Annotated in this window: 18 protein-coding genes and 3 pseudogenes; 16 read left to right on the top strand and 5 right to left on the bottom strand. The window is 64.1% G+C overall.

The genetic code is table 11. The features are described 5' to 3' along the window. Positions 1-681: 681 nt before the first annotated feature. The gene (locus tag AC6EUL_RS19075; RefSeq protein WP_156389634.1) at positions 682-1224 is read left to right on the top strand and encodes a hypothetical protein; all 543 of its coding nucleotides are present in this window, start codon (positions 682-684) and stop codon (positions 1222-1224) included. A gap of 380 nt (positions 1225-1604) precedes the next feature. Here AC6EUL_RS19075 and AC6EUL_RS19080 read toward each other — a convergent pair whose 3' ends face one another. Further along, the gene (locus AC6EUL_RS19080; protein WP_499871997.1) at positions 1605-2162 is read right to left on the bottom strand and encodes a metallophosphoesterase; all 558 of its coding nucleotides are present in this window, start codon (positions 2160-2162) and stop codon (positions 1605-1607) included. Between the two features lie 275 nt (positions 2163-2437). On the opposite strand from AC6EUL_RS19080, the pseudogene AC6EUL_RS19085 reads away from it, so the two are divergent. Further along, positions 2438-3172 (top strand): annotated as a pseudogene (locus tag AC6EUL_RS19085) (IS5 family transposase). 253 nt (positions 3173-3425) lie between these two features. Beyond that, a complete protein-coding gene (locus AC6EUL_RS19090; RefSeq protein ID WP_499871999.1) occupies positions 3426-6098 on the top strand; it encodes an MHYT domain-containing protein in 2673 nt (890 codons plus the stop codon). Between the two features lie 252 nt (positions 6099-6350). On the opposite strand, the pseudogene AC6EUL_RS19095 reads toward AC6EUL_RS19090, so the two are convergent. Beyond that, positions 6351-6605 (bottom strand): annotated as a pseudogene (locus tag AC6EUL_RS19095) (substrate-binding domain-containing protein); the annotation flags it as partial. 437 nt (positions 6606-7042) lie between these two features. Here AC6EUL_RS19095 and AC6EUL_RS19100 point away from each other — a divergent pair. The 4 genes from AC6EUL_RS19100 to AC6EUL_RS19115 all read left to right on the top strand — a co-directional run bounded on the left by AC6EUL_RS19100 (position 7043) and on the right by AC6EUL_RS19115 (position 11099). Then, complete coding sequence (locus tag AC6EUL_RS19100) at positions 7043-8200, top strand: Gfo/Idh/MocA family protein (protein WP_056497159.1); 1158 nt, start codon at positions 7043-7045, stop codon at positions 8198-8200. Positions 8201-8393: 193 nt separating this feature from the next. Continuing rightward, on the top strand, positions 8394-9593 hold the full coding sequence (locus tag AC6EUL_RS19105) for an MFS transporter (protein WP_056275905.1): 1200 nt from the start codon (positions 8394-8396) through the stop codon (positions 9591-9593). A gap of 162 nt (positions 9594-9755) precedes the next feature. Further along, complete coding sequence (locus tag AC6EUL_RS19110) at positions 9756-10019, top strand: hypothetical protein (protein ID WP_156649606.1); 264 nt, start codon at positions 9756-9758, stop codon at positions 10017-10019. A 183-nt stretch (positions 10020-10202) separates the two neighbouring features. Then, complete coding sequence (locus AC6EUL_RS19115) at positions 10203-11099, top strand: 3'-5' exonuclease (RefSeq protein ID WP_056349391.1); 897 nt, start codon at positions 10203-10205, stop codon at positions 11097-11099. 21 nt (positions 11100-11120) lie between these two features. On the opposite strand, the gene AC6EUL_RS19120 is transcribed toward AC6EUL_RS19115, so the two are convergent. Continuing rightward, on the bottom strand, positions 11121-12125 hold the full coding sequence (locus AC6EUL_RS19120; protein WP_499872003.1) for an SDR family oxidoreductase: 1005 nt from the start codon (positions 12123-12125) through the stop codon (positions 11121-11123). A 132-nt stretch (positions 12126-12257) separates the two neighbouring features. Beyond that, positions 12258-13133: a transporter gene (locus AC6EUL_RS19125; RefSeq protein ID WP_082504752.1), complete on the bottom strand. Its 876-nt coding sequence runs from the start codon at positions 13131-13133 to the stop codon at positions 12258-12260. A 263-nt stretch (positions 13134-13396) separates the two neighbouring features. On the opposite strand from AC6EUL_RS19125, the gene AC6EUL_RS19130 reads away from it, so the two are divergent. Next, positions 13397-13615, top strand: a complete 219-nt coding sequence (locus AC6EUL_RS19130) for a hypothetical protein (RefSeq protein ID WP_156653441.1) — start codon at positions 13397-13399, stop codon at positions 13613-13615. 108 nt (positions 13616-13723) lie between these two features. Here the strand turns inward: AC6EUL_RS19130 and AC6EUL_RS19135 are convergent, their stop codons facing one another. Beyond that, positions 13724-14092, bottom strand: coding sequence for a DUF4440 domain-containing protein (locus AC6EUL_RS19135; protein ID WP_056497355.1), 369 nt, complete (start codon positions 14090-14092; stop codon positions 13724-13726). Between the two features lie 544 nt (positions 14093-14636). On the opposite strand from AC6EUL_RS19135, the gene AC6EUL_RS19140 reads away from it, so the two are divergent. The 8 genes and pseudogenes from AC6EUL_RS19140 to AC6EUL_RS19175 all read left to right on the top strand — a co-directional run bounded on the left by AC6EUL_RS19140 (position 14637) and on the right by AC6EUL_RS19175 (position 21974). Next, positions 14637-15095 (top strand): hypothetical protein, encoded by a 459-nt coding sequence (locus AC6EUL_RS19140; RefSeq protein ID WP_499872005.1) that lies wholly within the window; start codon positions 14637-14639, stop codon positions 15093-15095. 386 nt (positions 15096-15481) lie between these two features. Continuing rightward, positions 15482-15709 (top strand): hypothetical protein, encoded by a 228-nt coding sequence (locus AC6EUL_RS19145; RefSeq protein ID WP_499872007.1) that lies wholly within the window; start codon positions 15482-15484, stop codon positions 15707-15709. A gap of 964 nt (positions 15710-16673) precedes the next feature. Next, positions 16674-17033: a hypothetical protein gene (locus AC6EUL_RS19150; RefSeq protein ID WP_499872009.1), complete on the top strand. Its 360-nt coding sequence runs from the start codon at positions 16674-16676 to the stop codon at positions 17031-17033. Then, the gene (locus AC6EUL_RS19155; RefSeq protein ID WP_499872011.1) at positions 17033-17344 is read left to right on the top strand and encodes an HNH endonuclease; all 312 of its coding nucleotides are present in this window, start codon (positions 17033-17035) and stop codon (positions 17342-17344) included. The genes AC6EUL_RS19150 and AC6EUL_RS19155 overlap by 1 nt, the downstream gene beginning before the upstream one ends. Positions 17345-17533: 189 nt before the next feature. Continuing rightward, positions 17534-18334, top strand: a complete 801-nt coding sequence (locus AC6EUL_RS19160; protein WP_499872013.1) for a hypothetical protein — start codon at positions 17534-17536, stop codon at positions 18332-18334. Between the two features lie 147 nt (positions 18335-18481). Beyond that, positions 18482-20050 (top strand): annotated as a pseudogene (locus AC6EUL_RS19165) (terminase large subunit). Beyond that, positions 20050-21294, top strand: a complete 1245-nt coding sequence (locus AC6EUL_RS19170; RefSeq protein WP_499872015.1) for a phage portal protein — start codon at positions 20050-20052, stop codon at positions 21292-21294. The pseudogene AC6EUL_RS19165 and the gene AC6EUL_RS19170 overlap by 1 nt, the downstream one beginning before the upstream one ends. Further along, complete coding sequence (locus AC6EUL_RS19175) at positions 21291-21974, top strand: HK97 family phage prohead protease (protein WP_499872018.1); 684 nt, start codon at positions 21291-21293, stop codon at positions 21972-21974. The genes AC6EUL_RS19170 and AC6EUL_RS19175 overlap by 4 nt, the downstream gene beginning before the upstream one ends. Positions 21975-21981 lie beyond the last annotated feature (7 nt).

Below are 21981 nucleotides of genomic sequence, written 5' to 3' on the forward strand. Positions count from 1 at the left end.
TCACAGAGGGCAGCGCTGGCGAACAACAAGGGATTCCCGTCCCATCATTCAAAGTTACCGCTGACGTCTGATGGAACCGGTTGCATGCCTTGGAACGAGAACCGTAGCCGTCGCAACACAACTTGAGCTCATCACCGATGATTTTCACGATTTTCACGCGCAGCAACTTCAAAGATGCAGACCCTTTGATCGGGGCGCAGACGCCAAACCATGCGTTGGATGATAGGCGGTCTGAGCGGCCCACGCTGCAATCTCGCGCTGCGCGTATCCTCATCAAGATTGCCAATTGCGAGTTGTGCCCTCGTTGACCACCCGTTGGGTGGAACACGATCGCGGGTCGTTGGCGTTCTGGGAATCCCCGATCGTTTCGTCCTGTAAATCCGATCCGTGCAACTTCCGGTACGGGTAGCTTGGCGCAACCCTGCCGAACTCCGCGTTGCGTTCGAGGGAGATTGATTCCCACACGGTCACGAAGTCAGTCCATCATCTGGCCTCGTCGCATCCGGCGGTCTCACCCGCGACATCCCCGGCTCGCCATTTCAGCGGAACTGGGGATAGCCGTCAGACCGGTTCCGTTTGGCGGTCTGCGGACGCTGCGGTCGCAACCAGTCCGAAACTTCCGCGACGGCATGCTGATACCGGCAAGATCGATCCAGGGTGAGCGATCCGTGTGCGAGGGACATGGCACAAACGTTCAGACGCCGCCTGTTCCTCGAACGGGTTTCCTGCCGGACATCTGCACAACCTCTCGCGCTTGAGGCCGAATTCACGCGGGACAACGTGGATATCGCCTGTCAGGCTCTGTCCTTGAAGCTCGTCTCGCTCGTGGAAGTGGATGATGAGAGCAACTACGCATTTCGGATCACGCGCCCCGGGCTTCTCCTGCTTGCCGGGCAGATCGAGGACGCGGCGGCGCTGATCGATCGGGGGCTAGGCATCAGGCGGCTTCCGATCCCAGCGCCTTGGGGCTTGATCGGCAACAAGCTCCGCCCCGGCGGCCCGGGAATGTCCCTGAAAGGAAGTGGACCTCGTGCCTACGCGACGCAGCTGATCCTGGCGGTCGCCTCCGGCCATGCGATCGTTCAGGGGGATGTCGTTCGCGGCAACGCGAATGCTCCACGTCCTGGCGCGTTCACCGAAGCGCCGCGCCAATCGGAGCGACTCGGAACGTCGTTGCCTTTTAGAGACTGGGGCCGAACCAAGGATCGGAATCACCCAGTGTGATCCGGGCTTGGCCGCTGCTGCCGCACGCGGTGTTCGCGCACCGGATAGGTGCCGGCCAGCGCCTCGACACTCCGTCTTGATCACCCAAGCGTCATCGAAAGGCTTGCCTGGATGTGCAAGCGGCATGTCCGATGTACGTTCAGGCCGATCAGGATTCCGCGTTAAGGAACTGCGTATTACGAATTTTCATATTGCGCTGGTCTGGAGCTCTGCCTGATTATCACCGCACTGCCGTGACCAACCCCAGCGCATGGAGGGCGCATTTCGGGGGTGAAGGATCGAGGTCACGCCACGTAGGAGATGCGAGCGTAGAATCCGCAGCGCCGCGGAAAGTCGGCGAACGCCGAGCCATCTCGGGGGCGTCGGATCGTCGGAAAGGCTCAGCGTAGGCCGCGCGCCGCCATTTCCTCGGGAGCCTGCAGCGCCGCGTCCAGACGCGCGATGAGCGTTGTCAGGTCGACTGGGCGGTAATCGCAGGCATCAGCGCCGACATCACAGGAACGGGTCGTATCCGGCAGGCAGGCATGCGTATGTCCATACAGGTGCCGGGTCTCCCGCCAGAAGCCCGGCCAGGACCGGTGCGGGTAATGCGAGAGAAAGAGCCGCAAAGCGAAGCCTTTGGAATTCTCTACGGTGATACGGGCGCTTTCCACCGGTGGCTCGCTCCAGGGCAGTTCGAGCACCCGGTTCGTATCATGATTGCCTCGCACCAAGCGCTTGATGCCATTCAGGCGAGCAAAGACAGTGGCACAATGCGCGCGGCTGGCATCAGCGGCGAAGTCACCGAGGTGCCAGACCTCGTCGGCCACTCCGACGACCGTATTCCAGCGGGCGATCAGGGCCTCGTCGTGGGCCTCCACGGACCCGAAAATCTGACGTCGACGCTGAACCAGAGATGCGTCACCGAAATGCGTGTCGGCCGTGAAGTAGGTTGTCATGCATCCTGAGGAATAGTTGCGCTTCAAAGAGGAATGAAAGAGCCGGCGCTCTGCCACGCAACGAGGTTGTGCGACCTCTTTGGCGTTCAAGCTGGCGCAATGTCGCTTGTATCGAGACGACAATCTTCACGGGGTCGGCCGTTCAGCGCGCTGCCACGCGCAGGAACCCTGGCTCGTTGGCATCCATTTCCCCGACGCAGCCCTACTCAGAGCCTGTTTGAGCCCCTCCGCCGGCCGCCCCCATCTGTCTGATCTTGCAAGCGGGATTGGACGAGGTGGCCCGTTTCCTGATTCGAGCCGATCCGCCGGGCCGTCCAGAAGCGACGGCGGCGCGTCAATTGCTGGCGGGGATCGCATGGTACCTGCGAACGGGCGGAGGATGGCGGACGTTGCCGGCCGGCTTTCCGCCCTGGCGCACGGTCTACGGCTGGTTCCGGCGCTGGATCGAGAAGGGACTGTTCGAGAGCCTGATGCCGGCTCTGGCGCGCCGTCAGCGGCGGCGTTGCGGACGTCGGCCCGATCCACGGCTGGCGATCATCGACACGCAGACAGTCAAGTGCATCGGGGTACGCGGGCCGCGCGGCTACGATGGCGCCAAGAAGCTGGTCGGGCGCAAACGCGTGGCCCTGGTGGATGCCGAAGGGCACGTCCTGGCGCTGGCCGTCGTGCCGGCCAACGTGCAGGATCGCGACACCCTGCCGGCGCTGGGTGCGGACAAGCAGGCGTGGCCCAGCCTGCGTCCGGCTCTCCTTGACGGTGCCTTCATAGGCCGAGCGCTGCAAAAATGGTGCAACCTTCGAGGCATGCGCCATCGCGTGGTCTAAACGCAGCCGGACCAGAAGGGCTTCGTCGTGCTAGAGCGACGCTGGGTCGTAGAAAGGACCTTCGGCTGGCTCAGTCACTGGGGCGGCCGACACCGTGAGCGCGCTGGTCGCCTCGACGTCGCAAAGGGTCGCCTCGCCTGCGTCGCTAGCCTCATGGCCGCCAACGCCCTCAAGAATCCCGCCTGAAATCATGATCTCAAACAGGCTCTGAGGCGGACGCGCGCCCCGTCTCCGCCGGGTTCAGCGGACTTGGCCGGGCCGGACCGCTGGAACGAACGTGGGTTGTCTCCCATGCCGGCAGTCGCCGCACGGCTTCGTGAAGCAGTGAGTGAGCTGGGCATGGTCTACAGACAGCGCCTGTTGCCTCCCTGATGGCCGCGTCGTCCTCAGGGTCACCGGGTCCTCGGACGGAGGCGGCCAGCACCGTACGGGCAATTCCATGGTTCATACCGGCTACGACCCCGCCCTTGTGGCGCTCTCGATCGCCATCGCGGTCTTCGCTTCTTACACGGCGCTCGACCTCGCCGCGCGGATCCGCGGCGCGACGGCCGGCCTGCGCTGGGTCTGGGTCGGCGCCGCCTCCCTCGCGATGGGGGGCGGGATCTGGGCGATGCACTTCGTCGGCATGCTCGCCTTCGAGATGGGCGCTCCCGCCACCTATGATCTAAGCATCACGGCCCTGTCGCTGCTCGTTGCCGTGACCGCCACAGCGGCGGCCTTCGGCTGGGTCGCGATCCGAGGAACTTCGCTCCAGTCGCTCCTCGTCGCTGGGCCTCTGATGGGCCTCGGCGTTGCCGCCATGCACTATGCCGGCATGTCAGCGATGCGGGTCCCGGGCAACACGGTCTACGATCCGGCCATGGTGGCCGCCTCGGTCGCCATCGCGGTCTCGGCGGCGACCGCCGCTCTATGGCTCGCCTTCCGCCGCAACCGTCTCTGGCAGAAGCTGATCGCCGCCTGCATCATGGGGCTCGCCGTGGCCGGCATGCACTACACCGGCATGGCAGCGGCCAGTTTCACCTTTACGGCGGGCGGCGCCCCCGCGGCGCAGCGGGCGATGCCGGCGGCCGGCCCGCAGAACCTCGCCCTGGCCGTAGCGGGCGTGACTTTCGTTATCCTGTTTCTCGCAATGATGGCGGGCTCCCTCGAACAGGGACGGGTTCAACGACGCCTGCACGTCAGTGAGGCGCGGTTCCGCTCCGCCGTCAGGGCGGTCCACGGCGTCATGTGGAATACCAACGCGGCGGGCGAATTCGTGGAGGAGCAGCCCGGCTGGGAGCAGATCACCGGGCAACCATTCGCGGAATATCGTGGCGGCGGGTGGACGCGCGTCTTGCACCCCAACGACGCGGAGAATGCCCGCCTCGTCTGGGAATTGGCGGTCCGAACAGGCACGCCCTACGTCGTCGATCAGCGCGTGCGTCACCCGGACGGCGGCTGGCGCCATTACGCGGTGCGCGCCGTGCCGGTACACGACCTCGACGGTGCGATCCGGGAATGGGTTGGCGTCCATGTGGACGTCACCGAGCGGCATGCCTACGAAGCGGCGCTGCGGGAGGCGCGCGACGCCGCTGAGGAAGCGAGCCGCGCGAAGAGCCGCTTCCTCGCCAACATGAGCCACGAACTGCGAACCCCGCTCTCGGCAGTCATCGGCTATGCCGAGATGCTCGAGGAGGAGGCGGAAGACCTCAGGCAAGACAGCTTTCTTGCTGATCTCGGCAAGATCCGCACGAATGCTCAACACCTGCTCGGTCTGATCAACGACGTGCTCGACCTATCGAAGGTCGAGGCCGAAAAGATGGACGTGTATGCCGAGGACATCATCGTTGAGGCGTTCGCGCGTGACGCCGCCGCGACCGTCGAGGCACTGGTGGCCAAGAAGGGCAACCGCCTCGTTGTCGACCTCGCATCGGACCTCGGCGATGCGCGCACCGACGCGGTGAAGCTGCGCCAGTGCTTGTTCAATCTGATCGGCAACGCCGGCAAGTTCACCGAGGAGGGGACCGTCACCCTCCGCGTCCGGCGCCACACAACGGCGACGGAAGATTGGCTGAGCTTTGCCGTCGCCGATACCGGCATTGGCATGTCGCCCGAGCAGGTGGCGGGGCTGTTCCAGCGCTTCGCCCAGGCGGACGAAACGACAACGCGCAAGTACGGTGGAACCGGCCTTGGCTTGGCCTTGACCAAGGCGTTCGCCGGCCTAATGGGCGGGGATGTCGTGTTGGAGAGTGCCGAGGGGCGAGGGACGACCTTCACCCTGACCGTGCCGGCCGTTCTCCCCGCCGTCGCGGTTTCTGACATTTCTGAGCCCGATGAGCGGTCCGAGCACGGGGCCGGGGGCAACCGGGGCCTCGTGCTCGTCGTCGACGATGAGGCGAGCCAGCGGGACCTCATGGCGCGCTTCCTGGTCCGGCAGGGGTTCTCGGTGCGAACGGCCGGCGACGGCCGGGCCGGCCTCGACTTGGCTCGCACCCTGTCGCCCCGGGTCATCCTGCTTGACGTGATGATGCCGGAGGTCGACGGCTGGACCGTCCTGGCAACCCTGAAGGCCGATGCGGCGACCCGCGAGATACCGGTGGTGATGGTCAGCTTCGTGTCCGATGCGGCGCTTAGCGCCTCGCTGGGAGCAGCCGATGCGCTGCCCAAACCGGTCGATTGGGGACGCCTGAAAGCGGTACTTAGTCGGCTCGGCCCTGTGGGCGGCGGGGTGCTGGTGGTGGACGACGATGCGGGAATGCGCGAGCGCCTGCGCCATGTGCTGGAGCGCGACGGCTGGTCGGTGCGTGAAGCCGGCGACGGGGTCGAGGCCCTGGCGCAGGTTCACGAGACGCGCCCCGCCGTGATCCTACTCGACCTCACCATGCCGGTCATGGACGGCTTCTCGTTCCTCCTACGGCTGCGTGCTCTCACCGACTGCGGCGACATCCCGGTGGTGGTGCTGAGCGCCCGGGACATCTCTCCGGCCGAGCGTAACGAACTCACCGGCGTCGATCGCGTCGTACGGAAGGGGGATGCCAGCCTGCAGGAGTTGGCCGCCGAAATCGCACGGCTCGGACAGCCTGCGGAGATGTCGCCCGTCGAAACCTTGGGAGGCAGCCGGCAGAGCGGTTGACCAGCAAGAAGGCAGCGTCCACCCGGTCAACTGCGCGCGCTGGCGCGGGACGAGGTCCGGCATCAACAGAACTTCGGGCGGACCGCCATCCTCCGCCTCGACCCGCGCGAAGGCCTGGGCACGACACGATCGAGGCCCACGTCGACCGTGGTCAGGCGATAGGGAGGCCGGGCTGACCCCGCGATGTGGTCGTAACCGGCGCCCAGCACGCCCCCTGGACAGCGTAGACAGAATTTCGACCCTCAACGCGTCGATGGTGCTCATCGCCGCCAGATCGTTCTGGCAGAACAGGCCATCCGGCCCGATGCCGAAGGCATAGAGTGCCCTCACCGCCGCGGACCCGCCGCCGTGGTGGTGGTCTCCCTGCGCCCGGGCGCAGTCCGTGATGCCGAGTTCAGCGAGGCCTTGTCGGAAGGCGGCCTCACGGCGCTCCTGGGCAAGCGTTCCCAGCCAGCCCGCGATGTAGCCGAAGCGACAGGCGCCCTGCTCGTACAGATGCTGCGAGATCGTGTCGCTGGCCCCATGGTCGTTCGGCCATCACAGTGCGGACCCAGCGATTGGTGACCGAGGCGTTCATCGATCACGATTGGGAACGCCGAAGCGCGTCACGGCTTCGGGGGGTATTCACCGAAAGCGCACCGAGCATGGCGTCAACCTGATTATCCGACAGCAGGTCCACGGCCGAGGCGAGCACCCCCTCCATCCTCGACTAAGACGAGCATGACCCACTGTCCCTCCGTTGGCGGACGCGTCCTGAGCATCTGTCGAACGCCCCTAACGGCACCTGCGCGGAGCGCAAGGCATCCCTGCGGGTCTGGCTGCATCGCTATGCAACATCTGCTGCAGCGCACAGTTGACGGGAAACGCCTTTCGAAACCGCGGCGAGGCCCCCGGCCGTGATCGCGACTCCTGACATGCTTCCCCTTTCGCACCCGGAGATTCGCATGAGCCTCGCATCTGCCCTCGGCCTCACCTCGGTTCGAAAGGTTCGCTACGCTTTCGTCGCCCTCGGCGACATCACCCAGGAGGCGATGCTGCCGGGTGTGGCACACACTGGAAACTCCGAACTGGTGGCTTTCGTCACCGGGGATCCGGAAAAGGCGCGGGGTGTCGGCAAGCAGTACGGCGTCACAAATTCCTATGGCTACGAGCAATTTGGCGAACTCGTCGACTCGGGCAAAATCGACGCGCTCTATATCGCCACCCCGAACTGGCGCCACGCGGAGTTCGCGATCCCCGCCCTGAAAGCCGGCATCCATGTCTTGGTGGAAAAGCCCCTGGAAATCTCGACAGCGAAGTGCCGCGAGATCCTCGACGTCGCGAAGGGCTCGCCGGCGAAGCTGATGGTGGCCTACCGGCTGCATTTCGAGCCCGCAACCCTCGCGACCATCGACCTGATCCGCTCTGGCAAGCTCGGCGACCTGCTAACCTTCGCCTCGACCTTCACCCAGATGGTCTCGCCTGAAAACCACCGGGCTCGCAGTGGCATTGAGGCCGGACCCATCTTCGACATGGGTCCTTACCCAGTGAACGCCGCCCGCTACGTTTTCGGGTCGGAGCCGACCGAAGTGGTCTCCGCCGTCGGCGTACGCCACCCTGAGGCAGGTCTCGGCGATTTCGACGACACGGTCGCCGTGACCTTACGCTTCCCGGGCAACCGCTTGGCGCAGTTCGTCCTATCCTATGTGGGCAATACGCTCGACACCTACACGGTGGTGGGTACGAAGGGGAGCGTCGAGGTAAACCCCGGCTACATGTACGGCAAGTCTCTCGAACGCACCGTTACCATCGGTGGAAGTAAGACCCACGAGAGTTTTAAGAACACAGACCATTTCGGTGGTGAACTGCGCTACTTCTCCGACTGCATCCTGAACGACCGCCACCCCGAATGCGACGGCGAGGAGGGCTATGCCGACGTGCGGGTCCTGGAAGGCATCGCCAAGGCGCTGAGGACCGGCGAATCCGTCCACCTCGATCCGTTCGACCGGAGCAGGCGGATCGACACCGACGCCCAGCGCCAGACGCTCCGCGCCAAGGCATCGCCCGAACTCGTCAACACGTCGAACCCTGGCAAAGGGAAGGAGAAGGTGCCGAAGAACTGATCGCAGCTCGTTCTCGCCCCCCCGTACCGGACCCTAGAACCATGATCGCATCTACGAGGCCCGAGTGGGCCTCGATTCAAGGCCGGACCGGCACGCCCGGCCTCGACGCGGCGCTGACCGGCGGAAGCCAGCGATGAGCGTCGTCGATCTCCGACAGACAACTCCTCTGGAAGCTGCGGCCGCGGCGGATCGCATGCCCGGCCTGCCGGCGCCTGCGTCGCATCCGAACCTTATTCTCGTCGCGCTGGCGACCGGGGGCTTCGCGATCGGCACCACCGAATTCGCCGCCATGAGCCTACTGCCCGCCTTCGCCCCCGATCTTGGGATCGATGCCGCCACGGCGGGCCATGTCATCAGCGCCTACGCCCTTGGCGTCGTGGTGGGCGCTCCCATCATCGCCGTGCTGGCGGCTCGCGTCGCACGGCGGACCCTCCTCGTCACCTTGATGGTTCTGTTCGCTCTCGGTAACGGATTGTCGGCGCTAGCTCCGAGCTACTCTTGGATGCTGGCCTTCCGTTTCCTCGCCGGACTGCCGCACGGCGCCTATTTCGGGGTGGCAGCCCTGGTCGCCGCCTCGCTTGTCCCGCGCGAGCGGCGCTCGCAGGCGGTTTCGCGGGTCATCGCGGGCCTGACCATCGCGACGGTGGTTGGGGTGCCGCTGGCCAACGGCATCGGCCAACTCGTCGGCTGGCGCTGGAGCTTCGGTCTGGTGACCCTCCTCGCCACGGTGACCGCGATCCTGGTTCGGATTCACGCCCCTCTCGGCGCACCGGCCCGGGGGGCCAGCGCCCTGCAGGAGCTTGGGGCTCTGCGGCGCGGTCAGGTCTGGCTGACCCTCGCCACCGGTGCCATCGGCTTCGGCGGGCTGTTCTCCGTCTACACCTATCTGGCTTCGACGATGCTGGAGGTCACCCACGCATCGCCGAGCGCCATCCCGCCGGTGCTTGCCCTGTTCGGCCTGGGCCTCACCCTCGGGAATCTCGTCTGTGCCTGGGCGGCCGATCGAGCGCTGATGCTCTCGGCCGGCGCGACCCTGGTCTGGAGCGCCTGCGCACTCGCTCTCTATCCCTACGCCACCGGGAGCCTCTGGACTCTCGGGCCGGTCGTCTTTCTCATCGGCTGCGGTGGCGGACTCGCCACGATCCTGCAGACCCGCCTGATGGATGTCGCCGAGGATGCACAGACGCTTGCGGCCGCTCTGAACCACTCCGCCTTCAACGTCGCCAACGCTCTCGGACCCTGGCTTGCAGGGTTCGCGCTCACGGCGGGGTTCGGCCTCCCCTCCACCGGCTGGGTTGGCGTCGCCCTGGCCTTGGGCGGTCTGGCGATCTGGGCGGCGTCGTTCCTCATGGAGCAACGCGTCGAACACCGGCTTGCCATCGACAGGCCGTGAAAGCAGCGAAGCCTGCGTTCCTTGCGGGATCGCGACGTCGCGGCGGTCGGCCCCGTGTGCGAGCCCGTATTACGCTGGTTCTCCACGGGTTCGGGGCGACGGCGAGCGACGGGACATGATAGCAGACGCTGCCTTTCGACATGCAGTATGAGGGACCGGACGATGGTGGGAGGCGAGGACGATCTGCTGAGATTTCTCGATCGCGACGCGGCGGATGCAGTCTTCCGCGAGCATGTTGCCAGAGCGACGGAGGCAGCACCGTTGGCCGATGAAAAGGTTTCCACGGCGTCACCTGCGGTTTCCTTGATGATCACCAATCGTCAGAGAGCCGAGCTCCGGGCCCTTGGGTTTTCGGAGGATACCATTCGGTGCATGACGCCGGCCGAAGCGCATGAGCACCTTGGGCTCGACAAGCCCGGAGGCTAGCGGACCGAATCCACGGCATACCGATGCTCGACGGCGGGACGACCCTGCGCCGCAGCACTGGCAGTCTTCTGGGGATACTGAGCCGGCACGGACTACCAGACCGCGCCGATCGGCGCATAAGCTCCGCCCCGGATCGCCCCGGTACGAGTTCGCGCGATCGGAGACCTGCTGGACCTGGACAACGTGGCACCGACGCACGCCCTCGACGTGATCGCAGACGCCCTTGAGACGACGGGCGCGTACCGCGTCCTCCGGCAGCTCAGGCCCTTCGCGGATGCCGACGAGCGGCCGACTGAACCGACCTTCGTCGGCCTGATCGTCGACACGGAAACCACCGGGATTGATCACACCCACGACACGGTGATCGAACTCGGCATGATCAAGTTCGAGTACGGCGCGAGCGGGCGGGTCTATCGCGTACTCGACACGCTCAATCAACTCCACGACCCCGGTCGGCCCATCCCGCCCGAGATCACCCGCCTGACCGGAATCGGTGACGCCGATGTGGCTGGGCAGTGCATCGACGACGAGGCTGTGAAGGCGATGGCGGCCGACGCTGCCGTGGTGATCGCCCACAACGCCAGCTTCGACCGCCAGATGTGCGAGACCCGCTGGCCAGTCTTCGCCGAGAAGAACTGGGCCTGCTCCTGCCATCAGGTACCCTGGCGCGCGGAGGGCCACGAGGGGCTGAAGCTCGGCTACCTGCTCATCGATCACGGGTACTTCCACAAGGGCCACCGCGCCATCGACGATTGTCACGCGCTGCTGGCACTCCTCGCGGCGCCTCTGAAGGCCTCTGGGCGTTTGGCTCTCGCCTGCCTGCTCGAGACCGCGCGCAAGCCGACGGTGCGCGTCTGGGCCACGGGCTCTCCCATCGCCACGAAAGACGTCCTGAAGGGACGAAGCTACCGCTGGAGCGGGCGGCGACGCTGCTGGTACATCGACATTGAGGAGGAGCGTCTCGACCTCGAGCGCGCCTTTCTCTGCCAAGAGATCTTCCAGCGCGAGGTCCACGACTTCGTGGCGGACCGGATCACCGCCCGGGATCGATTCTCCGTCCGAACCAATCCGGAAATCTGAGTCAGTCTGAGGTCGGCCGCCTCACAACGGACGCTTGGCACGCCGCCCGAGAACCAGGGCTGTCACCGTCGCGAGACCGGCGGCGATCGACAGGGTGGTCAGTGGATGGAGTGTGGCGCGCGTGTAGGCGCTGGTGCGCATCACGTAAATCGGCGGGTCGCCACGCTCTGCGCCGGCCTGAACCGGGGCGTGCAGGGCACCGGTCGGGTTCCGGGGCGTCTCGGAACGCTTCTGCAGGGCAATGATGGCGGGCGCGAGTTCGTCGTAGGCGCCGGGCACGAACTCCTTGCCCATGACGAACATCTTGCCGGCCCCGCCCACGAAGATGTCCCGCTGCGGATGTACGGCCGCGTGGAGGATGGCGTTGGCGACCTCGGACGGCGGATAGATTGGCGGGGGCAGCGTCGGCTCCCGGTCCATGTAATTGCGCGCCCGGTTCGGCAAGGGCGTGTCAATGGAGGTAGGCTTGACCAGGGTGACCGAGACTGGCGCGCCCTCGGCGATCAACTCCATGCGTAGAGTGTCGGTGAATCCCTTCACGGCATGCTTGGAGGTTGCGTAGAGGCCCTGGAACGGGAAGGCGAGGTCAGAGGCGACGCTTCCGACATTGATCAGGGCTCCGCCGTGCCGGCGCAGGTGCTCAACCGCGACGAGGGAGCCGTTCACCGTACCCCAGAGATTGGTTTGAATCAGGCGCTCATGATCAGCGTAGTCGATCGCGCTCAATGGGCCGTAAACGGTCAGCCCGGCAACGTTGACCCAGGTGTCGAAACCGCCAAAGCTCGCCCGCGCCTCGTCGGCGATCGCCTGCACGTCGTCGCGCCGACCGACATCCGCCGTCACGGCGACGGCGTGACCGCCCTCGGCCTCGATCTCGCTGACCACGCGCGCGAGGACATCGGTGCTGCGGGCCGCCAACACGACTCGGGCGCCCCGCTGGGCGGCCATTCGCGCGGTCGTCAATCCGATGCCGCTAGAGGCCCCGGTGATGACAATAACCTGATCCCGCAGGGCCTTGTGTCTCATGCACCCGCCTCCTCACTAAACCCACCGATCCGCCGGCTGAGGAACATACGCACGAAGCAGCCGGCTGTTGCGCGAAGGAGGCCAGCTTGCGTGCATTTCGCGCAGGCCAGCGTAGCCTGCGCTGGGCTCGTCCTAGAACTTGCGCAGGATGGGACGTGATCCCTCCGGCAGGTCCTTGTCTTGGTAAATCGACACCGTGGCGCGCAGCCACCCACGGGTCTCGAGACCTGCATAGTTGCGCTGAACGATGTCGCGCGTGACGTAGGCCTGAAGGTTCACGGGGCCGAAATTGTAGCCGACGAGCGCGCCCACCGCGACTTGGCCCTGACGTGCGTAGCTCGGATCGTGCGTCGGGAGATCGGTCGATCCGAAAGCGACCGGCCCGACCTCCCACCGGTCGAAATGTTTCGTGGCCGTGAGGTCGAGATTGAGGAAGTCCGGGTAAAAGGTCCCGCTGGACGAGCGCGTGTCGAAGAAGGTGCCATAGAGGAAGTTACCCGTCAGATTCCAGCCGTCGCCGTTGTAGGTGATGGCGAAGCGCTGATGCAGGACCGGGTTCTGGATGACGATCTCCGTGTCGCTCGGGAGATAAGCGCCGAGGAGGTAGCTGAAGTTCACGTCGTGCCCGAGCTTCCAGGCCACCTGCGCGGCCAGCAGCGTCTGGCCGAACCCGCTCTGGTAGGCAGCCCCCCGGGTGCTCGACGCCACGATCGGTTGCAGGACGACGAATTGCAGTCGTCCTCCGACGACCTCCGCCGGGGTCGCCCAGATGAACGACGGCAGGTTGATGTTCGAGTCGGTGGAGCGTGGAGCGAGATCGCGCGAGCCAAAACTCGACGTGTTGATGAAATAGAGGCCCACCGGCAACGGCGCACCCGGCGGTTGCCCCACCGTCTGCCCCGGCTGTGCCGCCGAACCGGCCCTCGCGGAAGGGCTGCCCAACGCGAGGGCCAGGAGGACGGCAATCGGCGCGCCCTGCATTGTCCGGCGAAACCCAGCTGTCTTCATGTCCATGGTCCAAACCAGCCTGTTATCGGCTGGGGTTCATGACATGCCAATCGCGAGGATGGTGTCCTCCTATACGCGCGGCGCACAGTTGCAGTGGTGCCGTCGCCGTCGCGCAACACCCGCCGCCGTCGCCCGACAGCGACCATCGCCGCGGCGTCCATGGCTCACCTCATCGGGGCCGAAATTGCGCCGCGCTCACGGTGGACGGAACCCGATCCTCGGCGGTCTCTTCCCCGTATGGGGCACGAACCTGAGAGGGAAGCATGACTTCGGACAAGGTAGAAACGGATACCCGCGCCATCCCGCCCAGGGCCAAGTCGTTCGTCGAACCGCGGACCAGCAACGATGCCGCCGAGGCCGGCCCGACCTCACCCGGCAGTGTCGAGCCGTCCCGTAATCGGGGGCCGGAGACGGGCGGTTACGACGACCACTCGCCCAACCGGCACCCGACGAATAAGGAAGGCGGGTATGGCGCCGGCTGAAGGCGGTCAACGGGGCATCGTACATCGGCAGGATGCCCCGTGCAGCCTCATTGCATCCGGTCCAACGACCCGCCCTAAGCAGAGGCGTCGGACCGTTGTGTGTGACGGTCAGTCGTCAACTGCGGGAATGGCGAGGGGCGGCGTCTGCTGGTGTTGGACGACCTGCCAGACTTCATGGGAGATCCGGCGATAGGTCGACGTGCAATTGGCTTCGTACGACTCGTCGTCGCGCGATGCCTTCGCATGATAGGCGATGATGATGAGACCCTCCTGGGGACGCGAGATCTGGCCTTTCGTGATCTCAATGCCCGACCAGCGTGGGGTCGCGGCAACCGCCTCGATCGCTTGTGCGCCGCTGAGCACGAAGGGCGGCGTCGGCAAGACCATGAGACACTCGTCGTCGACCAGTTCGCGGTAATGGTTCGCGTCGCCAGTCCATAAGCTCTTCTCGAACGACCAAACGCGATCATCGTCCATGGCAGTCTCCTCCAACTTCAACAGAGTCGAAGGATGACGCCCCTTGTGCGCGGTTCGTTCCCTCCTCCGACGCGGCGGAACCCGCGTCGGAGGAGCCACGGGCCGGGTCGAAAGCACAGGGAGCCATGATGGCGGCGCATTGTGACCGACGGTCAGTCCGAGGCGACGCAGTCTCTATACGGCTCGCGCAGCAGACTCGACCGGCCTGACAGAGCCACTCAGACCCAGCCATCCACCGTAGTGCGATGGTTGATACCGAAAGACGGAGCGTCCGTTAGAACTGGGGAATCAATGGTGCCCAGGGACGATTTGAAATTCCCTAAAGGAATCAGATACGTCCGCCCAAGGTGCGGGAAATTGGGTGCACTTGAATCGGATAGGTAATTTTCGACGCCTCCCGCACCAGTTTGGTGAAATATCTTCCGAAAGGGTGAGTTCATCATCCCCAAATTATCTGCTCAAATCGTGTCCATGGCCGGGAATTTCGCAACCAATCATCGGATAGGAAAAGGTGCGACGAATTATTCTCAAAGTAGAAGTTGCCATGGACATCCCACAATCAGTTCGCAATGTTCTTTTCTGTCATGGAATCATATACGTACTAGTTCTAGGGTTTTCTTGTGGAATGATACTTATAGGGACCAAGGTAGGATTCGGATATTTTGTTATATTGTATATCTTAGTAGCAATAGTCTGCTTTATACTGATGTCTAACGATAATATAAGATATAAACCAATAAAGGCTGCCTCAGATACCTTATGGAATTTCTGGAGCCTATCGGCCATACTTGGAATTATGTACAATGTTCTGCAAGGCGAAAAAGCTGATTTTGCCTCCAGGATGCTGGATTTCGATCCGCGCCTGGCTTCTATTGTCTTGGTAGGAGCGGGAGCAACAGCAGCGGCGAAGCTCGCAGTCTCAGCCTACGAGAGTAGAGTTGAGCTCGGCGCCCTTAAGAAAAGCACTTCGCCTGACAAATCAGCTGAAGCTGCTGGTCCCTGAACCAAAGCAGATAGCCCTAGCCCTGATATCCAAACGAAAAGCCCGCCACGGCTTGCGCCCGGCGGGTTTCGTTCTATCGTCAGACTCGGAGCCTCAGAATCTCCCGCAACCGGGCCTGCCAGGGCTAGCGGTTGCAGTCACAGAGCGTTGAGATTTCCTGCCAGGGACATCCCTTCGCATTCGCACCGTGCCGAATTTAGCCATTCGGTGCGCCCGGTGAAACTATGCCGGGAGTCTCGCCGCTATACAAGACCCGAAAGGGGAAAGCGATGAGGCGGTTCTCTGTGACCGTTCTGAGCCTCCCGGCGCCAGTCCCGTTGGCTGGTTGGACGCCCCCTCCCGTAGGGCGTCCCGGCCCTCAGAAGCCGTTTCACAGGAAGCTCGAAATGTCTGCCCAAATCATTCCGCTTAATCAGCACCACACCGCATCGACCGCTGAGATCAGCGGCCAGCGTCGAGGTCCGGTTTCGCTCGAGGTTTTCTCGGACGGGGTATACCGCGGCATGGTGAGTAAGCGCGGCCAAGTGCTCGCCTATGACGCTCAGTGGAGTCTGATCGGCGAATTCCCGACGCTCGACAGCGCAGCAGCAGCGGTCATCGAACACGCACAATGACAAGCTCGCCTCAACGGCAGCTTAAATTATCGATTGGAGGCGTGGCTCATATCTTGGGGCCGCGCCTCCTTTGTGTGCGTGAAGGCGACAAAGCGTTATGAGCGATCAATCTTCTCCGAAAGAGCGAGCCCGCCGACGTGCACCCGCTGAAACCCGGCCAGCCGATGTGCTGACCTGGAGCGCAGGCGGGAAAATGCGTGAGATTGAGCGCTGGACCGCAAGCGTATTAGGGGACGACGAACTACCATCAGCGGCAAAGTAAGCAGCGTGGGTGCTCAGTTTCGGGTTTTCGAGCGGCGCCGACGCGAGATCCTGGGAAAGGCGTGAGCTCACAGCAGCGCGCTTCGGATTGAACATCAATACATTTCGGCAAAGCCTCCAGTGGCTTGAGCGCCGCGGCCATATCGTCCGTAGGCAAGAGCGTGTTCCGCGTATGAAAATGCAAGTTCAGGTGACACGACCGTCCATTCCGAAGGATGTGGTGGCGCCATACCCCGAGGACGTTCGCCCTGTGGCGACGCCACAGCCCTCCACTGTGGTTACACCATACCCTGGCCCTGTGGCGCAGCCAGAGCCATGTATACTTCCTACTGATCCTTCATGGAATCCATTACCTTCGGAGGGCGTCAAAGACGGGAGGCCTCTGACCGGTAAGGGACGTAAATGTGATTTTTGTTTTCGAGATGCAGAGGGGCACTACAAGGTAGGAGATTTCCACTATTATCTGTGCAGCGACTGCAAATCTGAGGACGAAAGCTCTGAGCATATGGTTTGCGTCGAATTGTTCTGAAGCTGGCCTACTAAATAGGCCTGCCGGGAGCTCGCACCGCTGAGTCAGCACGCATCGCCGAAAGCTGGCAATACCCTCACGAAAATAAATCCTCAGAGGCAAATTCCCTTGTGATACCTGTACGTTCGGGCTGAACGTACGAATAATGGTTTCACGCAAAATGCATTCCGTTGTTTGACCCTCCAGGCAAACACGGCCACGGTACATCTACACCGCGAAATGCGCCTGGAGCGCACCGCACCCCCGACAGCCCTGCACGAAGAGCATCGCCCGGTTGAGCCGCGTGGTGCTTTCGCACGTCTGGAGGCCATCATCGTGCAATTCCTCGATGAGCAAGCCCGCATTCTCCAGGAGCGTGTGAGCCGCCTCCAGCACGCGAACAGCGGTCTGGAGAACCGCATCGAAACTGTCCTGCGCCTGGCAGATGCCGAGACACGGCGTGCAGAGGCCGCCGAGCGAGCGATGCGGGATATGCGCCGCGAGCTTGATGCGATTCGCCTGCGCCTTCGCGAAGGCAAAAAGCTGCACCCCTGATGGCACGCCCTACCTTCCGCCAACGCGGCTACGGCACGGCCTGGGACAAGGCGCGGGCCGGTTTCCTGCGCTCGCACCCAAATTGCGCCTGGTGTGCTGCCGAGGGCAGGCAGGTGAAGGCTGAACACGTGCACCACACCACTCCTCATCGAGGTGATCAGGCGGTGTTCTGGGACAAGAGCAAATGGATTGGCCTCTGCGGCGGGCACCACAATCGAGATGCACAGCAGATCGAGAGGCGCGGCTACCGTGATGCCGTAGGCGCTGACGGCCAACCCCTCGATAAGGCGCATCCCTGGTATCGAGACTGAGAACACCGCCACGCGGCAACCCTGGTGACGCAATCAGCATCTCAGCCTCAAACTCCCCCCAGGGGTAGGGCGGGTCGAAACTCGGAAATCTAATTTCGTTCGGGGCCGGTCATTTCCCGACGCTCAGATTTAATTCGACGCACCGGCCCGCGCAGCGGCCGAAACCCCCTTAAAATCTGGAGTAATTGAATGCCCGCAGCAATTCGCTACGTGGTGACGGCTCACCGTATTTTCGGTGCTGGCGTAATTTCGGATCTCCCTCATCGAATTGCAGCGAGCGGCCGGCTCACCTCCGCCGATGCCAGCACGCCGAGTGCTACTGTGACCGTGCCGGCCGCCGCGGCAGACGAGGAGCTTCGGCTCACCGTGGGAATGGATGAGGCGGATCTCAGCACCCACGCCTATCGCGGTTCGATCCTGGCGGTGGCACGGGCGGGCGCGGTGCCGAACCCGGTAGGCGCGGCTGCGGTCGCAGATGCAGCCCCCCGATTTTCCGTGAACGGTCCGGACGGCCTGGTGCGTGTGGTCGTGGTCCCAAGCTCGAGTTTCGCGATCGTGCAGGGCGACAGCTTCGTATCGGCCGGCGGGACCGTCAGCGCGATCACCCTGCCGACAATCCAATACGAAATAGCGGCGCATCGCATCGTCCGGCCGGGTGTGATCTCCAGCGCACCTCACCGGATGTTCGCGAGCGGTCGCTTCACCCTGGCCGCGGCGCCGCGGGTGATCACGGTCGGCCAGCCGAACGCCGATGAGCAATTGCGCCTGTTCGTCGGACTCGACACCTCGAATGGGGACAACACGACGCGATACGATCGCGGGTTCTTCGCACTCGGCGAGCCAGGAACGCCGGCTGATGTGACAGGTGCAGAGCAGGCCGTCGAGACGCGGCCGCGCCTCTGGGTCGCCGGCTGGAAGGATGCAGTCCTCTCCCGCATGATCGTGCGCGCAGGTTCGTCCTTCGCTGTCGCCGCGACCGGCCGCGCGTGACGAATGGGCCTTCGCGGGAAGGGCGCCAAGCCACGTCGAATTCTGACGGAGGCAGAAGCCAAACAGCGCGCCCGTAAGCGCCCTTGGGAGCGTGCGGGCCTCAGCCGATCCGCGCGCGTCATCAAGTTCATCGAGGGCTTGAAGATCATGTCCGGCAAGTTCGCAGGAAAGCCATTTCGGCTCCGGTCATGGCAGAAAGATTTTTTACAAAAAGTCTATGCCGTCGACAGCAAGGGGCACCGGCTGATCAGGACAGCAGTGCTTTCGATGGGCCGTAAGAACGGCAAAACCCAACTCGCCGCAGCCATCGCCCTTTGCCACTTGGTCGGACCCGAGCGCGAGGCCCGATCCGAAGTCTATTCCTGTGCCAACGATACCGAGCAGGCGGGCAAGCTGTTCGATGAGATGTGGGCGATGATCCGCACGGACGACAGGCTTGATGGCGAAACGAACATCATCAGCTTCAAAAAAGAAATCGAGCACTTCCCTACTGGAGGAAGGTACCGAGCCGTTTCAGCCGACGACAAAACTAAGCTCGGCCTCAATCCCTCGTGCGTGATCTACGATGAGCTTGGTGCGGCAAAAAACCGAAAGCTGTTCGACGCATTCGACACGGCCATGGGCGGCCGAGAGGAGCCGCTGTTCCTAATCATCAGCACACAGGCCGACAGCGACTTCGCGCCTATGTCCGAACAGATCGATTACGGCCTTCAGGTGCAGGCCGGGATCATCAACGATCCAAGTTTCCACCTCACCCTCTTCACGGCGCCGATCGAACTCGACCCGTTCTCGCCGGCCGCGTGGAAGGCCGCCAACCCGGCCCTCGGTGATTTCCGATCCCTGTCGGATGTGGAGCGCCAATCGGGCAAAGCACAGTTGATGCGCAGCGCGCGCCCCGCTTTCGAGAACCTCATCCTCAACCGTCGCACCGCGGCCGAGGTGCGGTTCCTCAGCATGGCGGAGTGGAAGGACAACGGCGACCCCGCGACGCCGCTGGAGACCCTGGAAGGCAAGCCGTATTTCCTGGCGCTCGACCTGTCCGCGACCCGCGATCTCACGGGCGTGGTCGGGATCTGGGGAGACGAAGCAACCGGCTTCGACGTGCACGCCTGGGGGTTCTTGCCAGGCGAAGGGCTTGCCGATCGGGCCGTGGGCGACCGCGTTCCTTACGTCGATTGGCGGGACCGAGATCTGATCATCGCGCCATCCGGTACCACGATCAACGATCCAGCGATCATCGCGGAGTTTCTTGCCGGGCTGTTCACGCGCTTCAAGGTCCGAGGCCTCGCCTACGACCGATTCAAGATGACCGCCATCTAGGCGGAATTCGACAAGCTCGGCGTGTCCGTGTCGCGGGTGAAGAATCCTGCGGACGATGATGCTTTCGCCGAGTGCGAGCGGACCGGCGCGGTGCCGATCGTCGACTGGGGCCAAGGCTACGTCTCGATGGCCCCGGCGGTGGATGCGCTGGAGAAAGCCATCGCCATGCGCAGGCTCCGGCACGGCAACACGCCCGTGCTGACGTGGAACGCCAGCAACGCCGTCACGACGAAGGACAGCGCCGGCAATCGGAAGCTCGACAAAGACAAGTCGCGGCAGCGCATCGACTTGATCGTCTGTCTGGCGATGGCCCTCGGCTTAGAGAAAGCACGATCCATGACAGTCAAACCGCCGCCTGATCTCTCCGCGTTCCTCTCTAATCCGGTGTGGGCATAATGGGTTTGCTATCCTTCCTCGGCCGCACGCTCACACTCCGGGACCGGAATTTCTGGTCCGTTTTTGGGGGCTACGAGTCCTGGACCGGCAAGGCGGTCACGCCGGACAGCGTGTTGCAGATCGCAACCGCCCTCGCCTGCATCCGCCTCACCGCGACGACGGTTTCGACCCTCCCGCTGCACGTCTACCGCGAGCGCTCCGATGGCACCCGGGAGCGCATCCCGGATCACCCGATGGCGGTGGTGCTGCGGCAGTCTCCGAACGCTGATCAGACGCCGGCCGAGTTCCTCGAGGGCATGGTCGCGTGCTCCATGCTGTTCGGCAACGCCTTCGCGCTGAAGACCCGATCCGTGGGCCAGGTGCGAGCGCTGACGATGTTGCGGCCGGACCTGATGACGGTTCGGCGCGATCCCAACACCTTCGCGCTGATCTACGATTACGCCGACCCGCGCGGCCGTGAGATCTACTCCGCCGACGACGTGTGGCACCTCAAAGCATTCGGGCTCGGCGGCGACCTGGGCCTCTCGGCGGTGCAGTACGGCCGCCAAGCGTTCGGCCTTGCCATGGCAACGGACGAAGCGGCGGCCCGCACCTTCGCCAATGGCATCCGCCCCGGCGGGTTCTTCAAATCCGAGTCCGTGCTCACCGATCCGCAGCGAGAGCAGGCCCGCAAGGCGCTCATCGAGCCCATGCAGGGCACCGAGAACATCGGGCGCATCGGCATCCTCGAGGGCAATTTCTCCTGGCAGTCGATCACCATGCCGCTGAAGGACGCTGAGCTTCTGGCGTCGCGCGGCCTGCACATCCAGGAAATTTGCCGCCTGATGGGCAACATCCCTTCGGTGCTGGTCGGGCACACGGGCGAGGGTGTGACGGCCTGGGGCTCCGGGATCGAATCTTTGATCCGGGCGTGGCTGACGACGGGCCTGGGCCCGCTCCTATCGCGCATCGAGCAGAGCGCCACTCGTGCCTTGGTGGTGCCGGCCGACCGCGGGCGGGTGTGGTGCGAGTTTGCCCGCGACGGCCTCCTCCAGGTCGACAGCGAGGCCCGGGCCAAGCTCTACGCCTCCGCCGCTCAGAACGGTTGGCTTTCCCGCAACGAGATCCGCGCGCTGGAGAACCTGCCCATGGTCGATGGCGGCGACGTGCTCACCGCTCAATCCAACCTCCTCCCGCTCGACCGGCTCGGGATCATCGTCACCCCAACCCGGGAGGAAGTCGTCCCGCAGGAGACGCGCCAATGAACGTCAAACGCCGTGCCTTCCCCCTCGCGATTGAGGCCGCCCCAGACAGCGAGGGCCGGTTCTCGGGCCACGTCTCGGTGTTCGGGACGCCGGACAGCTATCGCGAGGTGGTGGCCCCGGGTGCCTTCGCCGCGAGCCTCGCCGCCACCAAGGCCGCAGGGCGCACCGTCCCGGTGTGCTGGCAGCATAGGATGGATGAGCCGATCGGGGCTTGGACCCGGCTGGAGGAGGACGAAAAGGGCCTCTACGGCGAGGGCACCCTTTGGCTGGATGTGGCGCCCTACGCGCGGATCGCACAGCGCGGCATGGTCGCCGGCTGCATCTCAGGCCTGTCTATTGGCTACTTCGTGACTGCGGACAGCTTCAACGAAGCGGAGCGAATCCGCACGCTTACCGGTATCGAGCTCGTGGAAGCGAGCATCGTCACAGATCCTGCGCACGCCGACGCACGCATTGACGTCGTCAAGGCGAAGCTCGCCGCGGGCGAGCGCATCACCGATCGAGAGTTCGAATCCGTCCTTCGGGAGAAAGTCGGGTTCTCGCGCTCGGAAGCCGCGGACATCGCCGCCCACGGCTTCAAGGCCTGGAACCGCCGGGAGGCGGGCCAGCCAAAGGCGGACACCAGCGCCGTTGCGCGCCTCATCGAGGCCGCCGGCTCCTACCGACTCCCCCAGATCTGAAGGACTG

It is taken from the genome of Methylobacterium sp. 001424705, from assembly GCF_059816145.1.

What these genes read in the sequence shown, in the direction of transcription:
- AC6EUL_RS19075 (WP_156389634.1), top strand. Translation starts at nt 682, where the DNA reads ATGGCACAAACGTTCAGACGCCGCCTGTTCCTCGAACGGGTTTCCTGC.
- AC6EUL_RS19080 (WP_499871997.1), bottom strand. Translation starts at nt 2,162, where the DNA reads ATGACAACCTACTTCACGGCCGACACGCATTTCGGTGACGCATCTCTG.
- AC6EUL_RS19090 (WP_499871999.1), top strand. Translation starts at nt 3,426, where the DNA reads ATGGTTCATACCGGCTACGACCCCGCCCTTGTGGCGCTCTCGATCGCC.
- AC6EUL_RS19100 (WP_056497159.1), top strand. Translation starts at nt 7,043, where the DNA reads ATGAGCCTCGCATCTGCCCTCGGCCTCACCTCGGTTCGAAAGGTTCGC.
- AC6EUL_RS19105 (WP_056275905.1), top strand. Translation starts at nt 8,394, where the DNA reads ATGCCCGGCCTGCCGGCGCCTGCGTCGCATCCGAACCTTATTCTCGTC.
- AC6EUL_RS19110 (WP_156649606.1), top strand. Translation starts at nt 9,756, where the DNA reads ATGGTGGGAGGCGAGGACGATCTGCTGAGATTTCTCGATCGCGACGCG.
- AC6EUL_RS19120 (WP_499872003.1), bottom strand. Translation starts at nt 12,125, where the DNA reads ATGAGACACAAGGCCCTGCGGGATCAGGTTATTGTCATCACCGGGGCC.
- AC6EUL_RS19125 (WP_082504752.1), bottom strand. Translation starts at nt 13,133, where the DNA reads ATGAAGACAGCTGGGTTTCGCCGGACAATGCAGGGCGCGCCGATTGCC.
- AC6EUL_RS19130 (WP_156653441.1), top strand. Translation starts at nt 13,397, where the DNA reads ATGACTTCGGACAAGGTAGAAACGGATACCCGCGCCATCCCGCCCAGG.
- AC6EUL_RS19135 (WP_056497355.1), bottom strand. Translation starts at nt 14,092, where the DNA reads ATGGACGATGATCGCGTTTGGTCGTTCGAGAAGAGCTTATGGACTGGC.
- AC6EUL_RS19140 (WP_499872005.1), top strand. Translation starts at nt 14,637, where the DNA reads ATGGACATCCCACAATCAGTTCGCAATGTTCTTTTCTGTCATGGAATC.
- AC6EUL_RS19145 (WP_499872007.1), top strand. Translation starts at nt 15,482, where the DNA reads ATGTCTGCCCAAATCATTCCGCTTAATCAGCACCACACCGCATCGACC.
- AC6EUL_RS19155 (WP_499872011.1), top strand. Translation starts at nt 17,033, where the DNA reads ATGGCACGCCCTACCTTCCGCCAACGCGGCTACGGCACGGCCTGGGAC.
- AC6EUL_RS19160 (WP_499872013.1), top strand. Translation starts at nt 17,534, where the DNA reads ATGCCCGCAGCAATTCGCTACGTGGTGACGGCTCACCGTATTTTCGGT.
- AC6EUL_RS19170 (WP_499872015.1), top strand. Translation starts at nt 20,050, where the DNA reads ATGGGTTTGCTATCCTTCCTCGGCCGCACGCTCACACTCCGGGACCGG.
- AC6EUL_RS19175 (WP_499872018.1), top strand. Translation starts at nt 21,291, where the DNA reads ATGAACGTCAAACGCCGTGCCTTCCCCCTCGCGATTGAGGCCGCCCCA.